This is a genomic window from Bradyrhizobium cedriense, from assembly GCF_054602315.1.
The window spans coordinates 467671-479606 of record NZ_JBTSWB010000001.1 but is presented as its reverse complement, the minus strand read 5'-3'; the positions used below and the strand labels follow the sequence as shown (position 1 = coordinate 479606).

Annotated in this window: 13 protein-coding genes and 1 other RNA gene; 2 read left to right on the top strand and 12 right to left on the bottom strand. The window is 64.2% G+C overall.

The features are described from left to right. Window positions 1–61 precede the first annotated feature (61 nt). From ACYCVF_RS02325 to ACYCVF_RS02270, 12 genes are all read right to left on the bottom strand, one after another. Window positions 62–1579: a Do family serine endopeptidase gene (locus ACYCVF_RS02325; RefSeq protein ID WP_459596936.1), complete on the bottom strand. Its 1518-nt coding sequence runs from the start codon at window positions 1577–1579 to the stop codon at window positions 62–64. Between the two features lie 142 nt (window positions 1580–1721). Then, a complete protein-coding gene (locus tag ACYCVF_RS02320; RefSeq protein WP_061027496.1) occupies window positions 1722–1928 on the bottom strand; it encodes a DUF2065 domain-containing protein in 207 nt (68 codons plus the stop codon). A 71-nt stretch (window positions 1929–1999) separates the two neighbouring features. Beyond that, window positions 2000–2896, bottom strand: a complete 897-nt coding sequence (gene hflC / locus ACYCVF_RS02315; protein ID WP_459596935.1) for a protease modulator HflC — start codon at window positions 2894–2896, stop codon at window positions 2000–2002. Next, the gene (gene hflK / locus ACYCVF_RS02310) at window positions 2893–4032 is read right to left on the bottom strand and encodes an FtsH protease activity modulator HflK (RefSeq protein WP_459596934.1); all 1140 of its coding nucleotides are present in this window, start codon (window positions 4030–4032) and stop codon (window positions 2893–2895) included. Before hflK ends, hflC begins: the two co-directional genes overlap by 4 nt. A gap of 152 nt (window positions 4033–4184) precedes the next feature. Next, the gene (locus tag ACYCVF_RS02305; RefSeq protein WP_459596933.1) at window positions 4185–4694 is read right to left on the bottom strand and encodes a dihydrofolate reductase; all 510 of its coding nucleotides are present in this window, start codon (window positions 4692–4694) and stop codon (window positions 4185–4187) included. Then, window positions 4694–5179, bottom strand: coding sequence for an N-acetyltransferase family protein (locus ACYCVF_RS02300; RefSeq protein ID WP_459596932.1), 486 nt, complete (start codon window positions 5177–5179; stop codon window positions 4694–4696). Before ACYCVF_RS02300 ends, ACYCVF_RS02305 begins: the two co-directional genes overlap by 1 nt. A 5-nt stretch (window positions 5180–5184) precedes the next feature. Further along, window positions 5185–5979 (bottom strand): thymidylate synthase, encoded by a 795-nt coding sequence (locus tag ACYCVF_RS02295; protein ID WP_459596931.1) that lies wholly within the window; start codon window positions 5977–5979, stop codon window positions 5185–5187. 190 nt (window positions 5980–6169) lie between these two features. Next, entirely contained in the window at window positions 6170–7150 is a 981-nt protein-coding gene (locus ACYCVF_RS02290; RefSeq protein ID WP_459596930.1) for a tripartite tricarboxylate transporter substrate binding protein BugD, read from the bottom strand. Between the two features lie 132 nt (window positions 7151–7282). Further along, on the bottom strand, window positions 7283–8797 hold the full coding sequence (locus ACYCVF_RS02285; RefSeq protein WP_459596929.1) for a tripartite tricarboxylate transporter permease: 1515 nt from the start codon (window positions 8795–8797) through the stop codon (window positions 7283–7285). Window positions 8798–8804: 7 nt separating this feature from the next. Then, window positions 8805–9566 (bottom strand): tripartite tricarboxylate transporter TctB family protein, encoded by a 762-nt coding sequence (locus ACYCVF_RS02280; protein WP_459596928.1) that lies wholly within the window; start codon window positions 9564–9566, stop codon window positions 8805–8807. Between the two features lie 95 nt (window positions 9567–9661). Then, window positions 9662–10192, bottom strand: a complete 531-nt coding sequence (locus tag ACYCVF_RS02275; RefSeq protein WP_061027487.1) for a chromate transporter — start codon at window positions 10190–10192, stop codon at window positions 9662–9664. After that, window positions 10189–10785 (bottom strand): chromate transporter, encoded by a 597-nt coding sequence (locus tag ACYCVF_RS02270; protein WP_459596927.1) that lies wholly within the window; start codon window positions 10783–10785, stop codon window positions 10189–10191. Before ACYCVF_RS02270 ends, ACYCVF_RS02275 begins: the two co-directional genes overlap by 4 nt. Before the next feature lie 84 nt (window positions 10786–10869). Between ACYCVF_RS02270 and ssrA the strand changes: the two genes are divergently transcribed. Together ssrA and ACYCVF_RS02260 are read left to right on the top strand one after the other, a co-directional pair. Continuing rightward, window positions 10870–11236: a transfer-messenger RNA gene (gene ssrA, locus ACYCVF_RS02265) on the top strand. 115 nt (window positions 11237–11351) lie between these two features. After that, on the top strand, window positions 11352–11870 hold the full coding sequence (locus ACYCVF_RS02260) for an SspB family protein (RefSeq protein WP_459596926.1): 519 nt from the start codon (window positions 11352–11354) through the stop codon (window positions 11868–11870). Window positions 11871–11936 lie beyond the last annotated feature (66 nt).

Below are 11936 nucleotides of genomic sequence, written 5' to 3'. Positions count from 1 at the left end.
ATTCCGGGTCTGGTGCTCGCGCACCACCCCGGAATGACCGTGAGTGTGGGCGATGCGTCAGTTACTGCACGCTGAGCGCCACGAAGCGCAGCTCGCCCTCGCCATTCGAGACCAGCAGCAGCACCGATTTCTTGCCGTCCTTCTTCAGCTGATCGACCCGCTTCTGGATGTCGGCGCCGCTGGAGACGGCCTCCTGCGCGACCTCGACGATGACGTCGCCGGCGGACAGGCGCTTCTCGGCGGCGTCCGAGTTGGCGTCGACATTGGTGACGACCACGCCCTTGACGCTCTCCTTGATCTTGTAGCGGGTGCGCAGGTCCTTGCTCAGTGTTGCGAGATCGAGGCCCAGCGCCTTCTGCGTCACGGGCTTCTCGGGCGCGGGCTCGTCCGTCTTCACCGCGGCCTGCACCTTGTCGGGATCCTGGAGGCGTCCCAGCGTGACCTTCTTGGTCTGCTCCTGGCCCTTGCGAATGACGATGACGTCGACCTCCTTGCCGACCGCCGTGTCGGCGACGACGCGCGACAGATCCTTCGGATCCTTGACGTCCTTGCCGTCGAACTTGACGACGACGTCGCCGGGCTCGATGCCGGCGGGCTTGGCCGGGCCCTTGTCGTCGACGCCGGCGACCAGCGCACCGCGCGCAGGCTTGATGTTGAGACTCTCGGCGATCTCGTCGGTGACGCTCTGGATGCGCACGCCAAGCCAGCCGCGGCGCAGCTCGCCGAACTGGCGGAGCTGATCGACGACGCCCACCACGGTCTTCGACGGCACGGCGAAGCCGATGCCGATGGAGCCGCCGGAGGGAGAGATGATCAGCGTGTTGACGCCGATGACGTCGCCGTCGAGGTTGAACAGCGGACCTCCGGAGTTGCCGCGATTGATGGAGGCGTCGGTCTGGATGTAGCTGTCGTAAGGCCCCGAGGAGATGTCGCGGTTTTTGGCCGAAACGATGCCGGCGGTCACCGTGCCTCCCAGGCTGAAGGGGTTACCGATCGCGACCACCCAGTCGCCGAGGCGCAGCTTGTCGGAGTCGCCGAACTTCACCGCGACCAGCGGCTTCGTCGGCTTGAACTTCAGCACGGCGAGATCGGTCTTCTTGTCGACGCCGACCAGCTCGGCCTTGATCTTGGTGCCGTCGTTGAGGATGACGTGGATCTCGTCGGCGTCCGCGATGACATGGTTGTTGGTGACGACGACGCCCGCCGTGTCGATGATAAAGCCGGAGCCGAGCGAGTTGGTCTTGCGCGGCTGATTGTTTTCGCCACCCTTGCTGCCGCCACCGGGACCGCGGCGGTTCTTGAAGAAGTCGTCGAAGAACTCCTCGAACGGCGAGCCGGGCGGCAGTTGCGGCATCGTGTTGCCGCCGCCGCCCTTGGCTTCGACGGTCTGCGAGGTCGAGATGTTGACGACCGCGTCGATCACCTTCTCGGCGACATCGGCGATGCCATCCGGCCCGCGCGCTTGGGCCGGCGTGCCGAACGCACTGAAAGCACCGACGGCGAGCGCAGCCAGCCCAATTCGCACACCAAGTCGCACGCTACGGCGCGAACGGGACGGGGCAGTGGTGGCAGCGGTCATTGTGATCTCCAGACAGAGGGATTCGGCGCCAGACTGCGCTCGAACGGGGGCACGGCGCAAGCGCGGAGCTTAACGGGCCTCAAGACCCCGATAATACGGCGAAAACCGGTCCGGTGCCTTCACTTTGGCGTTGGCCTGATGCCTAAATGGGGCGCCGTATAACCCAGATCAGCACCAGGCCGGCCACGGCCGAGCCGATCCCGACCGCCCGGAGAATGTTGTCCGGTGTAGCGATGGCGCTCTTCATGGCTTTGCGCATCCAGTTGGGACTGGCCGCAAACATCAAGCCTTCAAGCACGAACAGGATGCCTAGGCCGATGAGGAAGTCGGCGAACGCAATGGACCTCATCGGAATGGAACCTCCCGTTGTGCTGTTTTTGTCTGGACAAAGGGCGGCCAGATCGGCCGCCCTTGTCTAGCTTACGGCTTTGCCGGCGTCTCGGTTGCCATCTTGCCGGACGGGTTACTGAAGTACCGGAAGAAATCCGAGTCCGGCCGCAGCAGGAAGCGCGTGTCGTTCGAACGCAACCCGTTCTCATAAGCCGTCATCGACCGGTAGAAGGCGAAGAAGTCGGCGTCCTTGCCGTAAGCCTCGGCGAACAGGCGGTTGCGTTCGGCGTCGCCAATACCGCGCGTTTGCTCGGCCTGCGACCTCGCTTCTGCCTCGATCACGGTGGCCTCGCGGTCGGCCTTGGAGCGGATCTCCTGGGCCTTCTGGCCGCCTTGAGCGCGGAACTCGGCGGCCTCACGCTCACGCTCGGTCTTCATGCGCTGGTAGACCGCCTGGCTGTTCTGCTCCGGCAGGTCGGCGCGGCGGATTCGGACGTCGACGACCTCGATGCCGTAACCGTCGGCCTCGCGGTCGAGCTGGTCGCGGATGCGCAACATCAGCTTCTCGCGATCGTCGCGCACCACGTTGATGAAGGTGACCTCGCCGAGCACGCGGCGCAGCGCCGCGTTCAAGAGCGTGGTGAGCTGGACGTTGGCAGCCTGGATCGAGCCGATGCTCTGATAGAAGCGCAACGCATCCTTGATGCGGTAGCGCGCGAAGGCGTCGACCACGAGCCGCTTCTGGTCGGACGCGATCGCTTCCTGCGACGGGTTCTCCAGGTCGAGGATTCGTTTGTCGATGTTGATTACCGAATTCCACGGCGCCTTGAAATGCAGGCCGGGCGCGGTGACGACATCGACGGGCCGACCGAACTGGAGCACGATGGTCTGCTCGGTCTGCTGCACCGTGAACAGCGACATGTAGCCGACGATCACGACGAGCAGGAGCCCGAGCAGGGTGACGATACCTGTGACCGGAGACCTCATCGGCTGCCTCCGCTCGACTGCGAACCGGTGGTAGGCGGCCGCTTGGTCGTCAATTCGCCGAGGGGCAGATAGGGCACAATGCCTTGGCCCGAGGCGCCGCCGCCGTCAAAAATGAGCTTGTCCGCGCCACCGAGCACGCGCTCCATGGTCTCCAGATAGATCCGTTCACGCGTCACGTCGGGCGCCTTCTTGTATTCCTCGTAAACCTTGAGGAAGCGCGAGCTCTGGCCCTTGGCCTCGGCGACCGCCTGCTCCTTGTAGCCTTCGGCAGCCTGCAGGATCTGCGCGGCACGGCCGCGCGCCTGCGGCACGACCTGGTTGGCATAAGTCTGCGCTTCGTTCTGCAGCTGCTCGAGATTGGCGCGCGCCGCCTGGACGTCGCGGAAAGCATCGATCACCTGCGCCGGCGGATCCACCTTCTGCATCTGCACTTGGCTGATCTGGATACCCGCGCCGTAGCTGTCGAGAGTCTTCTGGATCAGTTCGTGCACGTTCTGCTCGGTGACGTTCCGCGCGCCGGTCAGGATCGGCTGGATCTGCGAGCGGCCGATCACATCGCGCATCGCGCTCTCGGCGACCGCCTTCACGGTGCCTTCGGGGTTCTGGATGTTGAAGAGGAAGTCGCCGACGCCGTCCGGCTTGATGCGCCAGAGCACGGTGAAGTCGACGTCGACGATGTTCTCGTCGCCGGTCAGCATCAGACTCTCTTCCGGCACGTCACGAACGGAGCGGCCGCGCCGCGCCGGATCTTCGATCAGCGTCATGCCGATGGAGATGGTGTTGACGCGCAGCGCCTTGGGCAGCAGCACGGTCTCGATCGGATAAGGCAGATGATAGTTCAGGCCCGGCTGCACGGTGCGGACATGCTTGCCGAAGCGCAACACGACACCGAGCTCTTCGGACTGCACGCGGAAGAAGCCCGACAGCAGCCAGAATGCGGCGATCAGCAGGATGATCAGCGTGATGCCGATGCCCGAGAAATAGCCGCCCGGCATGATCTGCTGGAGGCGGTCCTGGCCGCGGCGCAGAAGGTCTTCCAGATCCGGCGGCCTCGGCCCGACCGGTTGCGGGCCTGAGCCCCATGGTCCCTTTGGACCCGAGCCCCATGGGCCACCGCCCTGATTCTTCCACGGCATTCGATGCTCTCCTCGGCAGGGTGGAATTGCCCCCGCCCCTTTGTCCGGTCCGGCTTTATAGGGGACAGGCAGGTCCCTTACAACGCAACCCGCGCCGTCCTCCGAGCTATGCTCGGGGACGAAAAAGTCAATGTAAACATTGACGAATGCGGTTAATGGCCCGCCCGCCGACGATATGTCACATAGGAGAAGTCGGCGCTGTCGTCGGGTCCGGCTGGATGACGGATGCGCCTCGTCTCCTCCCACCCCGCCTTGTCGACGTCGAAATGCGTGTCGCCCTCGGGCCGCGCATGCACTTCGGTGATTTCGAGGCGATCGGCGCGATCGAGCCACTGCCGGTAGATCTCGGAGCCGCCGATCACCGCGATCTCAGTGACCGAACGCCGCAGGGCATCGCCAAGCGCGACCGCCTCGGCGTCCGCAGCCGATGTCGTGACGACGGCGCCTGCGGCACGATAAGCCGCATCGCGCGTGATCACGATGTTGGTGCGGCCCGGCAACGGCCGGCGCAGGGATTCGAAGGTCTTGCGGCCCATGATCACCGGCTTGCCGATCGTGAGCGCCTTGAAGCGGGCCATGTCGGATTTCAATCGCCACGGAATGGCGTTGCCGGCGCCGATGACGCCGTTCTCCGCGATGGCGACGACGAAGACGATCTCCATCAGGGCGCGCTCCCGGCGAGCCGCGTCAGCGCAGGTCCGGTGACGCGGCACAATGTCCAGTCGTCCATCATGACCGCACCGAGCGATTTGTAGAACGCGATCGACGGCGCGTTCCAGTCGAGCACCGCCCATTGCAGGCGCGACCAGCCGTTCTCGACGCATTCCCTGGCGAGATAGACCAGCAGCGCCTTGCCGAGGCCCCTGCCCCGATGCGACGGCCGCACATAGAGATCTTCGAGATAGATGCCGTGGCGACCGCTGAAAGTGGAAAAATTCGCAAACCACACCGCGAAGCCGACCGGCTCACCGTTCCACTCGGCAATGGCGCAATAGAGTTGCGGTCTTTCGCCGAACAGCGCGTCGGCGATGTCAGCTTCGGTCGCCTCCACCTCGTGCGACAGCTTTTCGTATTCGGCAAGCTCACGGATGAAGGAAAGAACGAGCCCGGCTTCTCCAGCCTGCGCACGACGGATGGCTAACGACATCTGCACTAGACCGCGACTTCCGCCTTGATATGTGGATGCGGATCGTAGCCGACGAGCTCGAAATCCTCGAAGCGGAAGGAGAAGATGTCCTTCACGTCAGGATTGATCCGCATCGCCGGCAGCGGACGCGGCGCGCGGGTGAGCTGGAGCTTCGCCTGCTCCAGATGGTTGGAATACAGATGGGTGTCCCCGAACGAATGCACGAAGTCGCCGGGCCTCAGCCCGGTAACCTGAGCCACCATCATGGTGAGCAGCGCATAGGAGGCGATGTTGAAGGGGACGCCGAGGAAGACGTCGGCGGAGCGCTGATAGAGCTGGCAAGACAACTTGCCGCCTGCGACATAGAACTGGAACAGGCAATGGCACGGGGGCAGCGCCATCTTGTCGACCTCGGCCGGGTTCCAGGCCGACACGATCAGGCGACGCGAGTCCGGATTGCGCTTGATCATGTCGACGACGTTGGCGATCTGGTCGATGCTGCGGCCGTCCGGGGCGGGCCAGGAGCGCCATTGATGGCCATAGACCGGGCCGAGATCGCCATTGGCATCGGCCCACTCGTCCCAGATGGTGACGCCGTTGTCGCGCAGATATTTGATGTTGGTGTCGCCCTTCAGGAACCAGAGCAGCTCGTGGACGATCGCCTTCAGCGGCAGCCGCTTGGTGGTCAGCATCGGGAAGCCGGCCGACAGATTGAAGCGCATCTGATGGCCGAACACCGAAAGCGTGCCGGTACCGGTCCGATCGGTCTTCTCGGCGCCGTCTGAGAGAATCCGCTCGAGCAGGTCCTGATACTGGTGCATATGCCAAAAACCCTGGGAAGACGGCGGCCTGTGGGGGGAGGCAGCGAACTTAGCGGCCACCCCCGCGCTGCGACAGCGGCGATTCGCTGCTCCGACTGATTATACCCGAAAAAAAATGAGTGTTCCCGGCACAAACGACAAGGGCGGAACTGACGTCCCGCCCTTCTGCCTATCGGGTTAATGGCATTGCCTAAGTTGCCGGCTTGAGCACCGGGGTCCACTTCGCGATCTCGCTCTTGACGAGGGCGGCCAGCGATTCCGGCGTCCGTTGGGCGGGGCCCGGGATGACGCTGCCGAGGTCGAGCAGACGCTTGCGCACGGTCTCGTCGTCGAGCGCCTTGATGACCGCCGCGTTCAAGCTCGCCACGATCGCGGGCGAGGTTCCCTTGGGTGCGAATATCGCATTCCAGGCCTGGGCCTGGAACTTCGGCAAGCCCGCTTCCGTCGTCGTCGGCACGTTCGGCAGCGATGGATTACGCTCCGGCGTTGCGATCGCATAAGCCTTGATGGTGCCGGCGTTGATCTGCGGCACAGCGTTGACGATCTGGTCGCACATGTAATCGACCTGCCCCCCCACCAGCGCATTCATCGCAGGTCCCGTGCCGTTGAAGGGCACGCCGACCGGCTTGATGTCCAGGATGGAGTGAAGAAGCTCACATGAGACGTGCGAGACCGAGCCGACGCCGGCATGCGCGGCGTTCACCTTCTCGGCGTTCGCCTTCACATAGGCGACGAACTCCTTGAGGTCCTTCGGCGGAAAGTCCTTGCGCGCCAGGATCAGGATCGGCGTGCCCGCCAGCAGCGCGATCGGCTCGAAATCCTTCTCGGGATGATAGGCGAGCTTCGGATAGAGTGGCACCGATGCCGCATGGGTGCCCATGTGGCCGGTGATCAGTGTGTAGCCGTCGTTGGCCGCGCGCGCAGCGCGCGTGGTCGCGGTGGTGCCGCCGGCACCGACGACGTTCTCGATGATGATGCTTTGTCCCATCGTCTGCGCCATATGCCCGGTGACGATGCGCGAGATCACGTCAGTCGGCCCGCCGGCCGCGAACGGCACGATCATGGTGATGCTGCGTGTCGGGTACGTCTGCGCCTCGGCCGGCGCGATGAAGGTACCAAGCGAAGCGAGCGCTGCGGCACATGCGCCCGTGAGCGTGCGAAGAAAGGTCATGTGGATCCCCTTGGACAAACTAACTGCCGGCCCAAAGGCCGACATTTTCATTTCACGAAGCCTTCACGCAAGTCGATTCGACTTCCGAATGCGGCGCGCCGACGCAGGCGTGGCGCGACACAGGGCGCGACCTCAATTCTCGGACTCGGTGAACACCTCGTCGCGCTTGGCACGCAACGCCGGTAGCACCGTAAGGACAAGGAGGCTTGCCGCAATCGCCAGCAGCACCGCCGACAGCGGACGCGTCAGGAACACGCTCCAGTCGCCGCGCGAGATCAGCAGTGCGCGGCGCAGGTTCTCTTCCATCAGCGGTCCCAGCACCATGCCGAGCAGCAACGGGGCCGGCTCGAAATCGTGCTTGATCAGCCAGTAGCCGACGAGACCGAAGACACCGGCCAGGATGACGTCGGTCGGTGCGTTGTTCACCGAGTAGATGCCGATCGCGCAGAAGATCACGATCGAGGGGAACATCAGCCGGTACGGCACGCGCAAGAGACGCACCCAAATTCCGACCAGCGGCAGGTTGATAATGATCAGCATCAGATTGCCGATCCACATCGAGGCAATCATGCCCCAGACGAGGTCCGGCTGCTTCTGCATCACCTGCGGGCCCGGTACGATGCCGTGAATGGTCATCGCGCCCACCATCAGCGCCATCACCGCGTTCGGCGGGATGCCGAGGGTGAGCAGCGGGATGAACGAGGTCTGCGCCGCAGCGTTGTTGGCGCTCTCCGGCCCCGCCACGCCCTCGATCGCGCCGCGGCCGAACCGCGACGGGTCCTTGGCGAGCTTCTTCTCGAGCGTATAGGCCGCGAAGGAAGCGATCACCGCGCCGCCGCCGGGCAGAATGCCGAGGATCGAGCCGAGCACGGTGCCGCGCAGGATCGGCGGCGTCGCGTCGCGCAGATCCTGTCTGGTCGGCATCAGACCGGTGATCTTCTGCTGCACGAGGTCGCGGTTCATCCCCGCGCCATGGTCCAGGTTGCGGATGATCTCGGCGAAGCCGAACACGCCCATTGCCACCGTCGCAAAGCCGAGGCCGTCGGCGAGCTCCGGAATGTTGAAAGCCATGCGCGAGGCGCCGGTCTCGATGTCGGACCCGACCATCGACAGCAGCAGGCCGAACACGATCATCGCGATCGCCTTCAGCACTGAACCCTTGGCCAGCACCACCGCGAAGATCAGGCCGAGCACCATCAGCGCGAAATATTCGGCCGGACCGAACGCCAGCGCGAGCTTGGTCAGTGGCGCGCCAAGCACGGCGATGAGCACGGTCGCGACGCAGCCGGCGAAGAACGAGCCGATCGCCGCGATCGCCAGCGCCGGACCGGCGCGGCCTTGCTTGGCCATCTGGTGGCCGTCGATGGCGGTGACCACCGATGTCGCCTCACCTGGAATATTGACCAGGATCGACGTGGTCGAGCCTCCATATTGCGCGCCGTAATAGATGCCCGCGAGCATGATCAGCGCGCCGACCGGCGGCAGTCCGAAGGTGATCGGCAGCAGCATCGCGACGGTTGCAATGGTGCCGATGCCCGGGAGCACGCCGACCAGCGTGCCGACGAGGGCGCCGATCAGGCACATCAGGAGGTTGATCGGAGAGAAGGCGACGGCGAAGCCGTGAGCGAGGTTGGCAAAAATATCCATCACGCCCTCACTGGATCAGAAAACGCGGGTACATCGGCATCGGCAACCCGAGCACAAAGGGGAACAGGATGGCGCAGCCGAGCGTCAGGCAGGCGCCGACGATCACCGCTTCCAGCCACCGCGTCTCGTGTGAGCCAGTCGCCGCGATCATGAAGCTCGTGAAGGCCGTGACCACGACGCCGAGGGGCCGGATCGCCAGCGCAAAGAAAAGGATCGCAGCCACCACGAACAGCGGTCCGCGCCAGGAGTAATGGGCCATCGCAGGCCCATCGGTCAGAAGACCGGTCAAGGCGATGCCGGCACACAGGGCGACCAGCAGCCCGCCGAACATACGCGGCGCGGTCCCCGCGCCAAAGGAGAAGCCGCGCATGCCCTGCAAATCACTCGATGCCCACAGCGCGAACAAAGCAACGGCCATCAGGACGACGCCGCCGACATAGTCTTGCGCCGAGCGGATCGTCATGAACAGCGTGAGGATCGCCACCGCGAACAGCGGATAGGAATAGATCAGCGCCAGCAGCACCTCGGACGACATCTTCTTGGCGCCGCCGCCGAACGATCCGAATATGGCACTGGGCGCGCCGGCGAGCAGCGCCGTCGCGTGGCTGGTCACGACCGTCGCCGGGCCCCGGCCGGTGCCCCAGCCAAAGAGCGTTCCGATCGACCAGACCAGTTCAAAAATCTGCGGCGCAATCGCCAGCAGACAAAAACCGAGAGCCACCTTGGTGTTTCGGGTGGCTGTCGCTGAGTGGCCCATCGTGTCGGCCATGCATGTCTCCTCCGCGACCCGTAAGTCACGAGCACTGTTGTTCTAAATCCGCTGGAACTGGATCCCCCGCCCCGATCACTGCCTAGCGATTTTCATTACACAATGCCAGCAAAACCCAACACGCCCCCGGCGAGCAGGAGCCAAAGAGGATTGATGCGCGAGACCGAGGCAATCACCGCAACCATTGCGGTCAGAAGCAGTGCAGCAATTGTCCGATCGGTCGACTGGGCCAGGATCAGAGCACTCGCCGCCATCAAGCCGATCGAGAGCGGAACCAGTGCAGCCTGGATCAGGCCAGGCCAGCGCGATTGGCTGGGCCGGTTCAGAAGCCGGCTGACATAATAGGCAAGCAACGCCGTCGGCAGGCACATCGCCAAGGTCGCCGCCAGCGCGCCGGGGATGCCGGCCACGGCATAGCCGATCAACGTCACGATAAGCACGTTCGGACCTGGCGAGAGCTGCGCGATCGCATAGGCGTCGGCGAACTGCTTGTCGGTCATCCAGTGATTCACCTCGACCGCGATGCGATGCATCTCGGGCACCGCTGCCGCAGCCCCGCCGACGGCGAATAGCGACATCAGACCGAAGGTGGAGATCAGCGACCAGATCGGGCTGTGGCTGGTCATGCTGCTACTTTCCGCCGCAGGAAATAAGTGACGCCCACGCTGATGGGGATCGCGACCAGCAGCACCGCCTGGAGCGGCAGGCGCAGCACGCCGATGGCGAGGAACACGCCAAGCATCAGGATCACCGCAAGGGGATCCGTCCGCTTGAGCAGCGGCGTCATCATGCGGAACACCACCGCGATCAAGAGGCCGACCGCCGCGCAGGAGATGCCGGCAAGGATTCGGCGCAGAACGTCCAGATCGCCAAAGCGAGCGTAGGCGATTGCCAGCGCCGTCATGATCAGCGTCGGCGGCAGCAGCAGCCCGGTGAAGGCGGCAACGCCGCCGGCGATGCCGCGCAGCCGCGATCCGAACACCATCGACAGATTGACGATGTTGGGCCCGGGCAGGAAATGGCAGAGCGCAAAGGTCTCGTTGAACTCGTCCGGAGTCATCCAGCGGTGCTGCTCGACGATCGCCCGGCGGGCAAACACCAAGACCCCGCCGAAACCGGCCAGCGACATCCTGGCGAAGGCCAGAAACAACGCGACGAGGCCTGGCGGTGCGGAGGCGAGATCCGGCGTCTGGCCGGCCGGTGCTGAATCCGTGGACATGTCAGCAGCTTAGAACGGGGCTCCGGCGGCGGCCAAGACGGTCCGGAACCTATCCCAAGGGAACCGCAGCCAATCCGCTCGAAACCTCTGTTTTTCGAAAGCTTTGCACCCTATATTGGGACTGCCGGTTCGCCGGCTATGGAAATAAACGGTCGTCGCAATAAACCATTCGGACCCGGGGGCGGTACCCGGCGCCTCCACCAAAGCCCGCTATCGGGCCAGCCCAGAAGCGGGCTTTGGCGGGGGCGAAATAGGATCGACGAGGGCGTAAAGGGCGTACTTTTTCCCGGTATTGTTCCGCCGTTATCGGGCTACTGCAATAGTTGCCAACGACAACTTTGCTCCGGTTGCTCAGGCTGCGTAACGCAGTTTGAAAGACCACTCTAAAGTCCTAACGGGTTAAGCTCCGTTAGGCGGGGTTCGGAGGCACCTGGCAACAGAAGCCTCCACTTTACTTTTTGATTTCTTCCCCGACGGGGACTCCTGCTGGCCGGTCAGGCGCGGTACTATTGCGGCTTGGCGAGTCGGACTGGCCGGTCTGGCTTCGGGGATGCAACAGGACCACCATGGCGACCGATCATATCCGATACGATGTGCTGGCCCGCGACGCATTGCGCGGCGTGCTGCGCAAGGTGCTGACCGATGCCGCGTCCCATGGACTGCCGGGCGAGCACCATTTCTTCATCACCTTCGTGTCGAAGGCCGAGGGCGTGAAGCTGTCGCCGCGGCTGCTCGCGCAATATCCGGAAGAGATGACGATCATCCTCCAGCACCAGTTCTGGGATCTGACCGTGCTCGAAGACCGTTTCGAGGTCGGCCTGTCCTTTGGCGGCATCCCGGAGCGGCTGGTGGTGCCGTTCAGCGCCATCAAGAGCTTCCTCGATCCGTCCGTGAAATTCGGCCTCCAGTTCGACACCTCCGACGTCGCCGAGGTCGCGCCCGAGACTTTGCCGGCAGCGCCCGCGCCATCGGCCGTATCGGTCCCGGCACCTGCGACCGAGAAGGAGGAAGCCGGCGACGAGCCGACACCGCCGAGCCAGGGTGGCGCCGAAGTCGTGCGGCTCGATCGTTTCCGTAAGAAATGATCTAGGTTGGGCTCGAGCCCGTCGCACACAGCCAAACTGCCTATATAGAGGAGCACATGAAAGGGC

Coding starts and splice junctions, on each gene's coding strand:
- ACYCVF_RS02305 (WP_459596933.1), bottom strand. CDS start 4,694: ATGGAGATCGTCTTCGTCGTCGCCATCGCGGAGAACGGCGTCATCGGC.
- ACYCVF_RS02280 (WP_459596928.1), bottom strand. CDS start 9,566: ATGGCCGACACGATGGGCCACTCAGCGACAGCCACCCGAAACACCAAG.
- ACYCVF_RS02270 (WP_459596927.1), bottom strand. CDS start 10,785: ATGTCCACGGATTCAGCACCGGCCGGCCAGACGCCGGATCTCGCCTCC.
- ACYCVF_RS02290 (WP_459596930.1), bottom strand. CDS start 7,150: ATGACCTTTCTTCGCACGCTCACGGGCGCATGTGCCGCAGCGCTCGCT.
- ACYCVF_RS02275 (WP_061027487.1), bottom strand. CDS start 10,192: ATGACCAGCCACAGCCCGATCTGGTCGCTGATCTCCACCTTCGGTCTG.
- hflC (WP_459596935.1), bottom strand. CDS start 2,896: ATGAGGTCTCCGGTCACAGGTATCGTCACCCTGCTCGGGCTCCTGCTC.
- ACYCVF_RS02285 (WP_459596929.1), bottom strand. CDS start 8,797: ATGGATATTTTTGCCAACCTCGCTCACGGCTTCGCCGTCGCCTTCTCT.
- ACYCVF_RS02260 (WP_459596926.1), top strand. CDS start 11,352: ATGGCGACCGATCATATCCGATACGATGTGCTGGCCCGCGACGCATTG.
- ACYCVF_RS02325 (WP_459596936.1), bottom strand. CDS start 1,579: ATGACCGCTGCCACCACTGCCCCGTCCCGTTCGCGCCGTAGCGTGCGA.
- hflK (WP_459596934.1), bottom strand. CDS start 4,032: ATGCCGTGGAAGAATCAGGGCGGTGGCCCATGGGGCTCGGGTCCAAAG.
- ACYCVF_RS02320 (WP_061027496.1), bottom strand. CDS start 1,928: ATGAGGTCCATTGCGTTCGCCGACTTCCTCATCGGCCTAGGCATCCTG.
- ACYCVF_RS02300 (WP_459596932.1), bottom strand. CDS start 5,179: ATGTCGTTAGCCATCCGTCGTGCGCAGGCTGGAGAAGCCGGGCTCGTT.
- ACYCVF_RS02295 (WP_459596931.1), bottom strand. CDS start 5,979: ATGCACCAGTATCAGGACCTGCTCGAGCGGATTCTCTCAGACGGCGCC.